Genomic DNA, 14648 nt, shown 5'->3' on the forward strand with positions numbered 1-14648 from the left:
TGTGAACTGATCCACCTTACGTCTTCAGCAGCGGTCCCGGGAGTAACAAGCCTGTCGGGAAGCCCGGGACGGGCGGGGTCATCCAGCGGCGCGCCCGTCCGTGTCCGAACGACTGCACCTTGTTCGATCGCGCGAGCTCCTCGAGCGCGCGCTGCACCGTGCGCGCGCTCGTTCGGAGCGCCAGCGCGAGCGCCGAGCTCGACCACGGCTCGCCATCGGAGAGAAAGGCGAGGACGGCGGCGTGCTTCTCCTCGACCGGCCGGGCCAGCACCAGGACGTCGCGCGTCTTGCGCGGCGCCAGCACGAAACCCTGCTTTGTCGCGCTGATTTCGGCCAGCGGCTTGAGCTGGGTGCGCAGCCGCCCGATTTCGACGCGCAATCGCGCGCGATGCGATTCATCGGCGTGCTTCGCCCGGAACGCACCTGATATCAGCGTCTCTCGCGAGACATCCGCGGGCCAGGCTTGCGCCAGAAGGCGGGCCAGCGCGAACAGCACCGGCCGCGTTCCGAGCGACACGGCAACGCCTTGCCTGCGCACCACATGATGGAAGGTGTCGACGACGAGCGCCGTCGAGGTCGCCAGTCTTTCGACCTCCCCGAGCAACAGCGGGTGTTCGCTGCCGCGCGCGATCAGGCGCGCGGCCGGCGTGTCGAGGATGCGGTTCGCGCTGTCGACCTCGGCCGACAGTGCCGGGATCCCTGCCAGCCGCGCTGCTTCTGCCGCGCGGCTGAGTGCCGTGCGCGCGGTTTCCGTCCTGAGCCGTCGGATCGCGATGCCCGCGACCACCAGCTCGCGCGCCACCTGGGACGCAGGCGGGAGCGATGCGCTGCCGACCTCGGCCAGCGTGCGCTCGGCCTCGTCGATGCGCCCGAGGAGGAGGAGACGGCGCGCCCCGATGTGGCCGGCATGGGCGGCATTGGCGAGATCGCCATGCTTTTCGAGCGTCGCCCGCGCGGCCGCGAGCGTCTTCGCGGGCCAGCTCAGGTCGCGCGAGACGAGCGCGATCTCGGCTTCCGCCACGACGCATCTTGCGCGTGCCACCGCCTCTCTCGGACCGAAGGCACGCGCGGCGCTCCGCAGCAGCGTCTTCGCCTTGGCGAGATCGCCGAGCTGCGCCATCGCGATGCCGCGCAGCGCCAGCGACGGGGCATCGTTGCGCAAGGCGACACGGTTCAGCGCGCCGAGCGGATCGCCGGCTTCGAGCGCGCGCGCCGCGGCCGTGATCAGCGACTCCATTTCAATCCCGCCACACTTGTTACTCCCACCACGCAACCGCTTGGTGTCAAAAATCGTTGACGGCCGACGATGTGCGGTGAGGGGCGAGCGGTTCCACGTCGGTCATAGCGCGACGCGGAATGAGCGCCCAGGAGAGAGGTTTGGAGAGCCATGATGACATCAGCAGAAAAAGCAGGAAGTAACGGACAGGCCGCCATGCAAACACCGCCGGTGGTGTCGCCGCAGGACTGGGAGGCAGCCCGTCAGCAACTGCTCGTGAAGGAAAAGGCGCATACCCGCGCCCGCGACGCGCTGGCCGCCGAGCGCCGGCGCATGCCGTGGATGGTCGTGGACAAAACCTATGCGTTCGAGGGGCCCGGCGGCAAGGTCACTTTGCCCGACCTGTTCCAGGGCCGGCGGCAGCTGATCGTCTACCGGGCCTTCTTCGAGCCCGGCGTGTTCGGCTGGCCGGATCATGCCTGCCGCGGCTGCTCGATGGTCGCCGACCAGGTCGCCCATGTCTCGCACCTGAACGCCCGCGACACCACGCTGGTGTTCGCCTCGCGCGCGCCGCAGGCCGATATCGCCAGGCTGAAGAAGCGGATGGGCTGGACCATGCCGTGGGTCACCATCACCGACAGCTTCGATGCCGATTTCGGCGTGGACGAGTGGCACGGCACCAACGTGTTCTACCGCGACGGGACGCGCATCTTCCGCACCTATTTCGTCAAGAGCCGCGGCGACGAGCAGATGGGCGGCACCTGGAACTATCTCGACATCACGCCGCTCGGCCGGCAGGAGGTCTGGGAGGATTCACCCAAGGGCTATCCGCAGACGCCGACCTACAAATGGTGGAACTGGCACGACAGCTACGTCGAGGGCGCTGTGCCCGACAAGCGATGGGTCGAGGTCACGGACGCCGGCGAGAAGGCGTTTCGCGAGGAGGCCGCGGAGGGTCGTGACTAGTCCCGTCAGCGCAACTGCGCCCGCCAGCTGCGATGGCGTGACGGCCGCGCGCCGCCTCGCCAGATGGCTGGCCTTGGCGGCGACGCCGACCTTCGCGGTCATGGCCATGCTGACCGCCGCGCTCGGCGGCGGCCCGGCGGACATGCTGTGCGGCGCCGGGCAGGGCTCTCTGCTCGGCGGCATGGTGCCGATGTATCTCTTGATGAGCGCGTTTCATGCGGCGGCGTGGCTGAGGCTGGTCGCGGAGCGGCGAGGGGCGGGCGGCGGGTGAGAGGCTATCCCGTGCACGCCTCGTCCTTCGAGACGACCGCTTCGCGGTCTCCTCAGGATGAGGCTAACTGGCATCTGCGGCTTGGTGCAAGAGATGAGTCGTGGTTGTTCGAGCTAACGGACGCCTCGGGAATGATTTGAAGCCACACACTCAGTCCACATCCCGAGGGCCCGCCGAAGGTGGGCGTCTCGAAGGATGCGCTGCGATTTCCGATGCGGGCCTCAACACGTGGCACCGGCGCCGCTATTGTGCGCCCGACGCCGCCTGCAGATACGCAACCACCTTGGCCGCTTCGTCCGCGGAGACGCCGCCATAGGGCTGCATCTTGTTACCGGAGACAACTTCATCCGGCTTGACCATGAAGCGGGTGAGCTTGTCCTGGTCCCAGACGAAGCCGGCTTCCTTCATCGACGGAGAGTAGTTGTAGTCGGGCAGCGAGCCTGCCTTCCGTCCCACAATCTTGCTGAGATTGGGGCCCAGACGATTGTCGCCCTCCTTCACCGAGTGGCAGGTGCGGCAGGAATTGTTGAACGCCTGCTGAGCGGCCTCGTCGTTCGCCGGCTGCTGGGCGCGCGAAGACGGCGCGGACAGGAGAAGCGTCAATGCCCCGGCGCGGGCGATCGGGCGCAGCCATCTGCTTGGCGACGTTTGCAGGCGGGATTGCATCTGCGCCTCCATCGGGGATCGCGCCGCAACAGGCGCGCATCGGGATGTCGAGGGCCAACGAAAACGGCCCCGGTGGGTTCCGGGGCCGTTTGCGTCACAATGTCCTGTCGCTTTAGCGGGTCGCGGCGCCGAGCTCCGCGCGGCGCTCGGTCATCGGCAGCACGATCACCTTGGTGCCGACGCTGACGCGGGAGTAGAGGTCGGTGACGTCGTCGTTGGTCAGGCGGATGCAGCCTGAGGAGACGTGCTTGCCGATCGTGTCCGGCGCGTTGGTGCCGTGGATGCGGTAGATGGTGCCGCCGAGATACATGGCGCGGGCCCCTAACGGGTTGCCGGGGCCGCCGGCCATGTGGCGCGGCAGATAGGGCTGGCGGGCGATCATCTCCGGCGGCGGGGTCCAATCTGGCCACTCGGCCTTCTTGGTCACCGACTGGACGCCGGACCAGGTGAAGCCGTCGCGGCCGACGCCGATGCCGTAACGAACGGCCTGGCCGTTGCCCAGCACGTAGTAGAGATAGGTGTTGGGCGTATCGATGATGATGGTGCCCGGCGCTTCGCGCGTCGCGTAGGAGACGGTCTGGCGGCGGAAGCGGGCCGGCATCTCGACCGCGTCCTGGTCCTCGGAGGGCGCGCTCTGATAGGTCGGCGCCTGGTAGGGCTGGTAGGGCTGATAGGGCTGATAGGGCTGCGGCGCGGCCATCGGCGGCAGCGGCTGGAAGAAGGGGAAGAGCTGCACCGGCGCGGCCTTGGCCGGACCTGCGAATGCGATTGCGGAGATCGCCACTGCACTGAAAGCAACGGCGCGCGAGTACGTCTTGAACGTGTCCAGATTGAACATGTGGTCGCCCCTGTTTGCGCGGGTGTTCGTGGTCACCCCGGCACCGTTGCGGTGCTCTGTTGCCTGGATCACTAACGGAAAGAAGTTTCGGGACGTTTGCGCGGAAAACCGAAAACGGTTTCATCGCGGCAAGGATTGTTTCATGACAGTTTCGTGGCCGCGTGGGTCCGTTAACGAACAAAACACCGGGCCGACACTTCTGTGACGTCACACGCCTGAAATATCCGTGGTTGATGGTCCAAAGCCGAGAATCATCAAACTCTCGGGATTTCCCCATGCGGGTATTAATCGCGACTGACGCCTGGCATCCGCAGGTTAACGGGGTGGTCCGGACGCTCACCTCGCTGGCGGGCGCCGCCAAGGCGCTCGACGTCGAGATCGACTTCCTCACGCCGGAAGGCTTTCCGTCGTGGCCGCTGCCGACCTATCCGGGCCTGCGTATTGCGCTGCCGAGCGCTAAGGAGATCGCGCGGCGGATCGAGAAGGCCGCACCGGAAGCGTTGCACATCGCGACCGAAGGGCCGATCGGCTGGGCCGCGCGGGCCTATTGCCGCCGCAACCGGCTCGCCTTCACCACCTCCTACACCACGCGCTTTCCGGAATACGTCTCGGTGCGGACCGGCATCCCCGCGAGCGTCGGCTATGCCGTGCTGCGCCACTTCCACGATGCCGCCGCCATGACCATGGTGGCGACGCCGTCGCTGCGGCAGGAGCTCTCCGAGCGCGGCTTCAAGCGGCTCGGCTTCTGGACGCGCGGCGTCAACACCGAGCTGTTCCACCCGGACGCTCCGGCCAAGCTCGATCTGCCGCGCCCGATCTTCATGACCATGGGCCGGGTGGCGGTGGAGAAGAATCTCGAAGCGTTCCTCGCGCTCGATCTGCCCGGCACCAAGGTCGTCGTCGGCGACGGCCCGCAGAAGGCGGCGCTCGAAAAGAAATATCCGGACGCGGTCTTCCTCGGTGAGAAGAAGGGCGCGGATCTCACGGCGCATCTTGCCGCAGCTGACGTGTTCGTGTTTCCGAGCCTCACCGACACCTTTGGCGTGGTGCAGCTCGAGGCGCTGGCCTGCGGCACGCCGGTTGCGGCGTTCCCGGTGACGGGGCCCAAGGACGTCATCGCCGATCATCCGATCGGTGCGATCGACCACGATCTGCGCACCGCGTGCCTCTGCGCACTCACCATGTCGCGCGAGACCTGCCGCAACTTTGCGCTGGAGCGCTCCTGGGAGAACAGCGCGCGCCAGTTCGTCGGAAACCTCACCTCACTTCAGCCCAGCCGCGCCTTGCGCGCCTCGCCGGTGATGGCGCGGCGGCCGGTGCGCGGTTGATCCATCCTTTGAACCCGAGCGAGAACCTCACCGATGGCTAAGATCATGAACCTTGACGGCACCCAGCAGCTCGACCTCACCCGCGGCACGGTCGAGCAGGCCTACGATCGCTGGGCGCCCGTCTACGATCTCGTGTTCGGCGGCGTGTTCGCCAAGGGCCGGCAGGCCGCGATCGCAGCCACCAACAAGATCGGCGGCCGTGTGCTCGAGGTCGGCGTCGGCACCGGCATCTCGCTGCCGCTCTACGCCCCGAACCTGCGCATCTTCGGCACCGACATTTCGGAAGCGATGCTCGACAAGGCGCGCCAGCGCGTCGCCGAAGGCAAGCTGAAGAACGTCGAAGGCCTCGCGGTGATGGATGCCGAGAAGCTCGAATTTCCCGACAATTCCTTCGACGTCGTAATGGCGCAATATGTCGTCACCGCCGTGCCGAACCCGGAGAAGGCGCTGGACGAATTCGCCCGCGTGCTGCGTCCGGGCGGCGAACTGATCATCCTGACCCGCGTCAGCGCCGATGCCGGCATGCGCCGTTTCATCGAGCAGAAGCTGCAGCCGGTGGTGCGTCCGCTCGGCTTCCGCACCGCCGAGTTCGCCTGGTCGCGCTATGCCAAGTGGCTGGCCGGCGCCCCCGGCATCGAGCTCGCCGAGCGCCGCCTGATTCCGCCGCTCGGCCATTTCTCGCTGGTGCGCTTCCGCAAGGTCGACGTCGCCAAGGCCGCGTGACTGCTGCTCCTCATGGTGAGGAGGCGCGTGGCGCCGTCTCCCGGACGATGCTTCGCATCGCTCGGAGAACCATGAAGGCCCGTGCTGCTGCACCTCGGCCTTCATCCTTCGAGACGCGCGTTCCGCGCTCCTCAGGATGAGGGGGGAGAGTAACACGTGCGTCATCGCGCCGCTGCACATCGTCACATGACAAAATGATGATGTCACACGGCGTACATCGAATCCCTGTAATCCCGTACCCGAAAGCATTTTGGGGGAGAGCATGATCAAGAATTATCTCGAGCAGCTGCGGATCCAGCGCTGGGACGACCATCGCTACTATCACCATAGCCGCATCAATCAGAGCCTGCACTTCATCAGCGCACTGAGCTTCCTCTTCGCCTATGTCTGGCTGTTCGTCGATCCCGTGATCTCGGCGCTGGTCGGTTGGCTGGTCTCGATGACCTCGCGCCAGGCCGGTCACTTCTTCTTCGAGCCGCACACCTACGACCACATCAACCAGGCGACGCACGAGTACAAGGAAGAGATCAAGGTCGGCTACAACCTTCAGCGCAAGGTGGTGCTGATGGCGATCTGGGCGGCCTCGCCGCTGGTGTTGCTTGCCGATCCGACGCTGTTCGGCCTGTTCACGCCCTGGGCGAGCGCGACCGACTTCATGCGGCAGGTCGCCAAGATCTGGCTCGTGGTCGGCGGCGGTGGTCTTCTGTTCCGTACCGTGCACCTGTTCTTCATCCGCGACGTCGAGACCGGCCTCGTCTGGATGACCAAGATCCTGACCGATCCCTTCCACGATCTGATGCTCTATCGCAGCGCGCCGCTCGCCCTGATGCGCGGCGAGCTGATGGACCCCGGCCTGCACCTCAACCCCGAGCACACGCTGGGCCTGATCTCCGAGCCCACGCTCGAAGAGCAGCACGCCTGAGCGCGCTGCGTAAACACAACACTCCGATGTCTGATGGTTGCGTCATGCCCGGGCTCGTCCCGGGCATCCACGTCTTGGGGGCCTTTTCGCCTCTCCCCGCGCGCGGGGAGAGGCCGACGCGCGTAGCGCGGCGGGTGAGGGGGGCTCTCCGCGGGGGCGTGGCTAGCCGATCGCTCGCCAACTCTCACCGCGCTCGCGGTGAGTCCCCCTCACCCCAACCCTCTCCCCGCAAGCGGGGAGAGGGGGAGGATAGGGCGGTGTTCGGGGCGCAGCGAAAAGCCTCAGCGCCCAAAACGCTTGGCCAGCGTCTCTTTCAAAATCTGCCGCTTGATGTTCTTGTTGGTGAGCACGCCGTCGTGCCACCAGAAGCCGTCGGCCTTCATCTTCTCGGCCGCACGGACGAAGCGTTCGGCCACTTCGGTGAAGTCGGCGTCGGTGTAGTTGAGGCTGAAGATCAGCCGTCCGGTGCCGACCCAGCTCAGCGCCAGGCCCTCGGCGCGCAAATAGTATTGCAGCATCCAGTTGTAGCGGGACGGCGTGGTGTATTTCACCGTCCAGATCGACGAGAAGTTTGCGAACCGCACCGGCAGGCCGGCGCTCTCCATCATCTGGTTGAGCTTTTCCGCGCGGCCGTTCCAGGTCGCGTCCAGCCCGTCGTAGATGGCGCGGAAGTTCGGGCTGGCGAGCCGGCTCAAAAACTCGTCCATCGCCGTCATGACGTAGGGATGCGAGTTGAAGGTGCCGCGGGCGAAGCAGATGTCGGCGGGACGATCGTCGCGGAAGCGGCGCATCAGCTCGCGTTTGCCGCAGACCACGCCGACCGGCAGGCCGCCGGCGAGGCTTTTGCCGTAGGTCACCATGTCGGCGCGCACGCCAAAGTATTCCTGGGCGCCGCCGGCGGCGAGGCGGAAGCCGACGAAGACCTCGTCGAAGATCAGCACGATGCCGCGCTCGGTGCAGACTTCGCGCAACTTCTTCAGCCATTCCGTGTAGGCCGCGCGATCGAAATTGCCGCCGCGGGAGCTGTCGACCAGCGAGGAATCGCCGGGCGCGTTGGCGTTCGGATGCAGGCCCTGGAGCGGATTGACCAGCACGCAGGCGATGTCCTTGCGCGTGCGCAGGACATGCAGCGTCTTCTCCGACATCTCGGCGAGGGTATAGGTCTCGTGCGCGGGAAGCGGATTGCCGACGCCGGGCTGCACATCGCCCCACCAGCCGTGATAAGCGCCGGCGAAGCGGACGAGATGCGTGCGCCTGGTGTGGTAGCGCGCCAGCCGCACCGCCTGCATCACGGCTTCGGTGCCGGACATATGGAAGGAGACCTCGTCGAGGCCGGAGATCTGGCACAGCCGCGCCACGTTCTCGAGGATGACGGGGTGGTAGGGGCCGAGCACGGGACCCAGCGCGTGCGCCCGCTTCTCGGAGCCCTCGATGCACTCCTTGTAGAAGTCGTTGCCGAAGATGTTGACGCCGTAGGACCCCGTGAGGTCGTAGGAGGTATTGCCGTCGACATCGGTGACGGTGACGCCGCGCGAAGACTCCATGAAGGTCGAGGTGCCCAGGTGCTCGCGGACGAGGCGCGAGAACTGGAACGGCACGCGGTAGCTTTCGGTGAAGTTCAGGTCGGAGATCTTTTCCGCGGCTTCCTTCGTCATCGCGCGCCCCTTCGGATAGCGCTCGGCGTAGAGGCTTGCGAGGCGGAAGAAGCCGTCCTTGCGCTGGGCCGCGATGTTCGCCGGTGCGCCGTCGCAGGAGAAATAGTCGTTCTCTCCGAACTCGTAGAACGGGAGCAGCCGCGCCACCCGGCGCGACATCTTGGAGTGCCCGGCGAGCGAGCGGTGCTTGGCGCGGGAGAGTTCGATCCGCGCCTTGAGCTTCGGGAAGGCGGCGGCAGCGGACGCTGCGGCGGCCACGGACATCGAGAGAATCGGGAGTGTCGTTTCCATGACAACAAGCGCTAATACTGCGAGCTGACAGATTCATGACAGTCAAAGCCCTCATCGCCTCTTTCACCCAGCAGGAAGACCTCAACTTCCTGTTGACCAACCGCATCCCCCGCGCCGCGTTGACCCGCTTCATGGGCTGGTTCTCCAAGATCGAGAATCCGTTGGTGCGGGATTTCTCGATCGCGCTGTGGAAGCTGTTCTCCGATCTCGACCTGTCCGAGGCGCGGAAAACGCATTTCAAGAGCCTGCACGACTGCTTCACCCGGGAGCTGAAGCCGGGCCTGCGTCCGTTTGATCCCGACCCATCCATTGTCGCCAGCCCCTCCGACGGCATCGTCGGCGCGCATGGCCGGATCGCGGATACCGAGCTGTTCCAGGTCAAGGGCGCGCCCTATTCGCTGCTCGATCTGCTGGGCGATTCCGCGCTGGTCGACCAGCACCGCAACGGATCATTCGTCACGCTGCGGCTGACCTCGAGCATGTATCACCGCTTCCATGCGCCCTATGACGCGCATATCGAGCGGGTCACGCTGATCCATGGCGACGTCTGGAACGTCAACCCGATCGCGCTGAAGCGGGTCGAGCGTCTGTTCTGCAAGAACGAGCGCGCGGTGATCCGCACGCATCTGTCCACCGGCGAGGCGGTGACGCTGGTGCCGGTCGCAGCGATCCTGGTCGCGAGCATCCGCCTGCACTTCCTCGACATGGTGCTGAACGCGCAGACGAAGGGCCCGGTCAACTTCCCCTGCGACGTCAACGTGAGCAAGGGCGAGGAGCTCGGCTGGTTCGAGCACGGCTCGACCATCATCATCCTCGCGCCCGGCGATTTTGCGTTTTGCGACGGCATCGCCGAGGGCACTCGCATTCGCGCCGGTCAAGCGCTGCTCGGGAGAAAGTAGCCTTCAATCCGCCGTCCCCGCCGCCTATATGGTCGGCGGGGACGAATAGATCGATACGGATTGGGTGATGGCGCGGGCGCCGGTGATGGCGGCGGGGGGTATTGTGCTGCGGCGTGGCGCGCCGCCGCTGATCGCGGTCGTGCGCCAGCGCAAGCGCAACGAGTGGGTCTTGCCGAAGGGCAAGCTCGACGACGGCGAGACGCCGAAACAGGCCGCGCACCGCGAGGTGCTGGAAGAGACCGGTCACGAGGTCGCCATCCACGAATTCCTGGGCACGCTCGTCTATCAGTCGGGCGGCCGCTCCAAGGTCGTGCATTTCTGGCGCATGGAGGCCGAGGGCGGTCCGGTCCGCAAGCTGATGAACGACATCAAGGCGGTCGACTGGCTGACGCTGGACGATGCGATCGTGCGCCTGTCGCGCGAATACGAGCGCGCCTTCCTGATCCAGATCGGCCCGATCGCGATCGCCGCCGCCGGCCTTGCATCTTCGGCCGCACCCGAGCCGCGGCCGGCGAGCGACGACGTCGACGCAGCCTTGCAGACGCTGACGCCCGCCGAGGCCGCGTCGGTCGACGAGCTGCGCCACGGTCTGTTGCAAAAGGTGAAGGCCTGGCTGCGCGGCGAGGCGTGAGTTGTCGTTTCTTACCTCTCCCCGCCCTTCAGCGGGGAGAGGTCGGATCGCGCAAGCGATCCGGGTGAGGGGCAGGGCACACCGTTGCAAAAATGGAAGTCCATCCGACACGCACGACAATTATCGAGCTGGGTGCTCCGCCGACAATTGAAATCGAGCTCGCGGAAGCAGCCCCTCACCCCAACCCTCTCAGCGCGAGCGAAGCTCGTCGCGCCCCCGTAAGAACGGGGCGAGGGAGCGCACCGGCGATGTGGCGCACTCGATGCCTACCGCCGCTCTTTCCTCTCCTTCGGAGCAGGCGCCGGCTTGCGCGGCGCTGCGGGGCGTTGTGCGGCGGGCGGGCGCTGCTGGAATCCGCCCTGGCGCTGGATGCCGCCGGGCTGCTGGACTGCGGGCGGCTGGCCCGGCGGCAATCCGGTGCGCGGCGCTTGCGGCTGCGGTGTCGTACCCGGCTGCGGCGGCACCGCTCCTCCCGGCTGTGCGGGAGTCTGGCCGGCGCGCGCCGGCTGGGTTTGCGGCGTGCCGCCGGGTTGGACGCCCGGTCCGGTGCGCGGTGCGCCGGCGGGCCGGCCCGCACCTTGCCGCTGACCCTGTTGCTGCTGGCCTTGGCCCGCGCGCGGCGTACCCGGCTGCACCGCGCCGCCTTGTCCTTGTTGTCCTTGGCCCTGCCGCTGCGGCGGCTGAGCGCCTTGCCGGTTTGGCGTGCCCGGCTGCTGCTGACCCGGACGGTTGTTCTGGCCAGGCTGACCGTTCGGCCGCTGCGGCTGTTGGCCCGGCGCCGTCGTCGGCCGCAATTGTTGCTGCTGCGGCGGCTGCGCCGGTCGCGGAATGCGGCTGATAGCGGTCGGATTGGCGCGGCGGAAGTCGCGCTGCTCGGTGACGATCTGGCGGCCCGTGGTCTGCGCCAGGTGCACCTGGCTGACGAAGCTGCGGTCGCGCGCGATCTGCTGCGGGGCAATGGTGATCGGCACGGCCGCAAAGCGCATGCCACTTGTGCCGCCGGCGCCCGGCCGGATCGCAAAGCCGCTTGCGGCTTGCGTCAGCGCGCCGAGCCGCGTGCCGCTGGTGCGGTCGTTGACCTCGATGTGTCCGACCCGGCCGTCGGCGTCGGGATAGAGCTTGATGTTGACGTTGCTGGCGCTGCTCGCGGCCGCACCCTCGGGCACGTCGACGACGCCGGTGGTGCCGCGGATGCCGAGCGTCGCGGTCGGCGTCGCGATCTTCATGTCGCCGGTCTTTGCCACCGCCGCCGCAACGAAGGCAACCGTGCCCTTGCCGATGTCGAAGATCGCCGAATTCTGCTTGCCGCCGTCCTCATAGACGTAATTGTCGACGGTGATCCTGGCGCTGGCGGAGAGGTTGAACGTGGTCGCATCGTTGAAGGTGATGCCGAGCGAGGAGTTCGACGAGGTCTGCACGACGTCGTTGAGATAGATGTCGTCGCGCACGCGCAGCGGATAGGAATTCTTGTCGCGGATCACGGTCGCGATCCCCGTGACGGTCGCAACGTTGCCGATCGGCTCGACGACGGCGGATTGAGCGTCCGCGGCCGGTGTCGGCGAAGCTGCGGGCGTCGGGGAGGGGGCGGGCACCGGCTGTGCCTGCGGCTGCGCCTGCGCGAGCTCGATTGCATCGGATGCAAAAGCTCCGCTCGCGCCGGCCAGCGACAAGGCCAGCAGCGGAATCGCAAACACGAAGCGGCGCCAAGCCACCATCAAAGCCACGAAAAAGTCCCGGTGAGAAACGCGAGGCGAGATTCGCCGATTTCAGCCGGGGCAGGCTGAACGGCGGATGAACGTCCATTGCATGGACGGGGTGAACGTTCAAACGCCACGTCCCCGTGTTAGGGACGTGGCGCTCTATTCTTGCTCGTCATTCCGGGGCGCGACAACGTCGCGAACCCGGAATCTCGAAATTGTGGTGCGAGATCCTCAGGTGCGCAATTGCGCACCATAGTTCGATGCTTCGCATCGCCCCGGGATGACGCGCTCCGCGCGTCAGCTCACGCGCTTCCAGGTCTGGCCGCCGCAGAACATGCCGCCGAAGGCACAGCCCTGCACGCGCATCGCGTTCGGGCCCTTCATCGCGATGGTCGAGTCGTAGTTGCGGCCGGAGTCGGGGTCGTGGATGCGGCCGCTCCACTTCGCGCCTTCGGGCTTCATGTTGATCAGGATGCGCTCATTGGTCTTCTCGGCGTAGCCGCACAGATTGGCGCCGCACTGCTCGACGCGGACATTGCCCTTGTTCTCTTCGGTCGCCCAGACGCCGATCGGCGTGTTGGCAACCGGGGCCGGCGCAGCGACCACCGGAGCCTGAGCGGGCGCGGGAGCAACGGCGACCGGCGCGGGCGCAGCAATGGGAGCCGCGGCGGGTGCGGGCTGCACCGTGTTGTGGAAGCCGACGGACGGAGCGGCGGCAACCGTCGTGGCGGGAGCTGCGGGGGCGGCAATCGCAGGCGCGGCCGGCGCGGTCGCCTGGACCGGTGCCTGCTGCACGGGCTGCGGCTGCACCGGAGCCGGTGCGGGCTGCGCGGTGGTGGTGGCCGGAGCCGGCGTGGTGTCGACGTCATCGTCCTTGGAGCCAAGGCCCTTGAGGTTGATGTTGTTCAGCTTGATCGGCTTGTCCGACAGGCCCGGTGCGACGATGGTCACGCAGTTGAGCGAGGCGCAGTTGCGCGGCGTCTCGATGCGGATGTGCTGGCCCTCGATCTGGAACGAGATCGAATTGCCGGCATGCGCGGCCGCGGTCGACGCGAGGAAGAGTGCGGTGGCGGCGATGGTGAGCTTGTTCATGACAACCTCCGGAAAATGCGTGGTCCCGATCTGGACTGAAGTCGCTGGTGGATGAAGCGTGGTTCGACCCTACGCCCGGCCCGTCCCGCCTTCCGTGATGGACGTCACAAGGATCCGTGGCGCCTGGGTGAGCCAGCGCACATTCAGCCGCATTTCATCCCGCGTAACCTCGTCGCGACAGAGAGAGGGGGAGGCGCCGATGACGCGGCTTGCGATTTCGCTTGGCATATTGATCGCGCTGCTGGCGGTTGCGCCTTCAGCCCAGGCCGGTTCCTACTCCTTCTCGATCGGCGGCCACCGGTTCCATGTCGAGGCGCCCAGGAATTGCCGATCCGCTTCCTGCGTCTCGATTTCCTCCAATCGCAGCTTTCGGCCGGCGGAGGACGTCGCCACGACGCCCGCTCCGCCTGTCCCACCGCGGGTCGTCCAGGCGCCGCAGCCGGTCTATCCGGCAACCCCGGCCCGGCCGCCGCAGGCGATTGCGGTCGCGCCGCTACCTGCGCCGCCGCCCGTGCTCGCCGCGACGACGTCGCAGCCCGTTGTGCTGCCGCCGGGGCCAAGATCCGAGGCACCAAGGATCGAGGCCCTCAGCTCCAATCCGCCACGGGTCGAGCTCTCGCGCACAGGTCCGCCGAAGCCGATCGCGCTCGATCCGCCGCGCATGGAGCCGCCGGTCGTCGCGCCGAAGCCCGAGGTCAAGCCGGCCACGATCGCACAGCGCAGTGACGACGAGTCGCCCGGCATGCCGCTTGGGCAGTGGGAAAGCGACGGCGCCAAGGGCACGGTCCGCATCGAACGCTGCGGCTCTGCGCTATGCGGCTATGCATTGACCGAGGCGTCGAGCAGGGGCGAGAGCGTGCTCGTCAACATGAAGCAGAAATCACACGACGTCTGGACCGGCAGCATCTACAGCCGCTCCACCGGCAACACCTATTATGCGAGAATGACGCTGAAGAGCGCCGGCAAGCTCTACGTCGAGGCCTGCGCGCTCGGCCGCTTCTGGTGCTCCGGCAACGACTGGACGCGCATTGAGGAGCCGCAGGAGCAGTTGGCCACGACATCGCGGCAGTGGGGTGCGCGGTCGTAGCAATGCACTCGGCTTACGCTCGCCCTCCCGGGGAAGGTAAGCGGTCTCCGGTGTGGTTGATCGATGGCCGCTAGATCATGCCGAGCACGATGGCGCCGACGAAGGCCATGGCGAGGTACGCGGTGATCACGCTCAGTCTCCCGGCGAACGTCATGCCGTTGCTCCCAAGAATCCTGGCTCCCAAGAATCCTGCGCTGGAGGATGCTCCGCTGGAGCAGGCTCCCGCCGCTCGCGCGCCCAACCAACATGATTAACAGAAAATCACGTTGTGAAAAAGTCAGCCTTGCTGTCGCTCATCCCCAGGAGCTGGCGCACGGCCCGGGCCGGCATGGTTAAGGAAGGCTGAAATCAACACGTTGAAGA

At 66.8% G+C, this 14648-nt stretch carries 14 protein-coding genes; 8 read left to right on the forward strand and 6 right to left on the reverse strand.

Annotated features, from left to right (window positions below; genetic code table 11):
- Nucleotides 1–16: 16 nt before the first annotated feature.
- Nucleotides 17–1237, reverse strand: a complete 1221-nt coding sequence (locus ACVWW6_RS18180) for a helix-turn-helix domain-containing protein (protein WP_456681173.1) — start codon at nt 1235–1237, stop codon at nt 17–19.
- Between the two features lie 150 nt (nt 1238–1387).
- Here ACVWW6_RS18180 and ACVWW6_RS18185 point away from each other — a divergent pair, with 150 nt between their 5' ends.
- Both ACVWW6_RS18185 and ACVWW6_RS18190 read left to right on the forward strand, forming a co-directional pair.
- On the forward strand, nt 1388–2182 hold the full coding sequence (locus ACVWW6_RS18185) for a DUF899 domain-containing protein (RefSeq protein ID WP_456681174.1): 795 nt from the start codon (nt 1388–1390) through the stop codon (nt 2180–2182).
- Nucleotides 2175–2453 (forward strand): hypothetical protein, encoded by a 279-nt coding sequence (locus ACVWW6_RS18190; protein ID WP_456681175.1) that lies wholly within the window; start codon nt 2175–2177, stop codon nt 2451–2453. The genes ACVWW6_RS18185 and ACVWW6_RS18190 overlap by 8 nt, the downstream gene beginning before the upstream one ends.
- Before the next feature lie 243 nt (nt 2454–2696).
- Here the strand turns inward: ACVWW6_RS18190 and ACVWW6_RS18195 are convergent, their stop codons facing one another.
- A complete protein-coding gene (locus ACVWW6_RS18195) occupies nt 2697–3119 on the reverse strand; it encodes a c-type cytochrome (RefSeq protein WP_246740539.1) in 423 nt (140 codons plus the stop codon).
- Nucleotides 3120–3231: 112 nt separating this feature from the next.
- Nucleotides 3232–3957, reverse strand: a complete 726-nt coding sequence (locus tag ACVWW6_RS18200) for a L,D-transpeptidase (protein WP_456681176.1) — start codon at nt 3955–3957, stop codon at nt 3232–3234.
- 275 nt (nt 3958–4232) lie between these two features.
- Here ACVWW6_RS18200 and ACVWW6_RS18205 point away from each other — a divergent pair, with 275 nt between their 5' ends.
- The 3 genes from ACVWW6_RS18205 (at nt 4233) to ACVWW6_RS18215 (ending at nt 6930) form a co-directional block, all read left to right on the forward strand.
- Nucleotides 4233–5285: a glycosyltransferase family 4 protein gene (locus ACVWW6_RS18205; protein WP_456681177.1), complete on the forward strand. Its 1053-nt coding sequence runs from the start codon at nt 4233–4235 to the stop codon at nt 5283–5285.
- Nucleotides 5286–5318: 33 nt separating this feature from the next.
- Entirely contained in the window at nt 5319–6008 is a 690-nt protein-coding gene (locus tag ACVWW6_RS18210) for a class I SAM-dependent methyltransferase (protein WP_011089374.1), read from the forward strand.
- A 262-nt stretch (nt 6009–6270) separates the two neighbouring features.
- On the forward strand, nt 6271–6930 hold the full coding sequence (locus ACVWW6_RS18215; protein ID WP_060908622.1) for a hypothetical protein: 660 nt from the start codon (nt 6271–6273) through the stop codon (nt 6928–6930).
- A gap of 281 nt (nt 6931–7211) precedes the next feature.
- On the opposite strand, the gene ACVWW6_RS18220 is transcribed toward ACVWW6_RS18215, so the two are convergent.
- Nucleotides 7212–8876 (reverse strand): aminotransferase class III-fold pyridoxal phosphate-dependent enzyme, encoded by a 1665-nt coding sequence (locus ACVWW6_RS18220; RefSeq protein WP_456681178.1) that lies wholly within the window; start codon nt 8874–8876, stop codon nt 7212–7214.
- 35 nt (nt 8877–8911) lie between these two features.
- Between ACVWW6_RS18220 and asd the strand changes: the two genes are divergently transcribed.
- Complete coding sequence (gene asd, locus ACVWW6_RS18225) at nt 8912–9775, forward strand: archaetidylserine decarboxylase (RefSeq protein WP_110117116.1); 864 nt, start codon at nt 8912–8914, stop codon at nt 9773–9775.
- Between the two features lie 67 nt (nt 9776–9842).
- Nucleotides 9843–10406 carry an NUDIX hydrolase gene (locus tag ACVWW6_RS18230; protein ID WP_060908619.1) on the forward strand — a complete coding sequence of 188 codons (564 nt, stop codon included), beginning with the start codon at nt 9843–9845 and terminating at the stop codon, nt 10404–10406.
- Nucleotides 10407–10672: 266 nt separating this feature from the next.
- On the opposite strand, the gene ACVWW6_RS18235 is transcribed toward ACVWW6_RS18230, so the two are convergent.
- Complete coding sequence (locus ACVWW6_RS18235) at nt 10673–12121, reverse strand: FecR domain-containing protein (RefSeq protein WP_456683166.1); 1449 nt, start codon at nt 12119–12121, stop codon at nt 10673–10675.
- 282 nt (nt 12122–12403) lie between these two features.
- Nucleotides 12404–13198, reverse strand: a complete 795-nt coding sequence (locus tag ACVWW6_RS18240) for a DUF2147 domain-containing protein (RefSeq protein WP_456681179.1) — start codon at nt 13196–13198, stop codon at nt 12404–12406.
- 199 nt (nt 13199–13397) lie between these two features.
- On the opposite strand from ACVWW6_RS18240, the gene ACVWW6_RS18245 reads away from it, so the two are divergent.
- Nucleotides 13398–14285, forward strand: coding sequence for a DUF2147 domain-containing protein (locus tag ACVWW6_RS18245; RefSeq protein WP_456681180.1), 888 nt, complete (start codon nt 13398–13400; stop codon nt 14283–14285).
- Nucleotides 14286–14648 lie beyond the last annotated feature (363 nt).

This window comes from Bradyrhizobium sp. USDA 3311 (genome assembly GCF_054062495.1).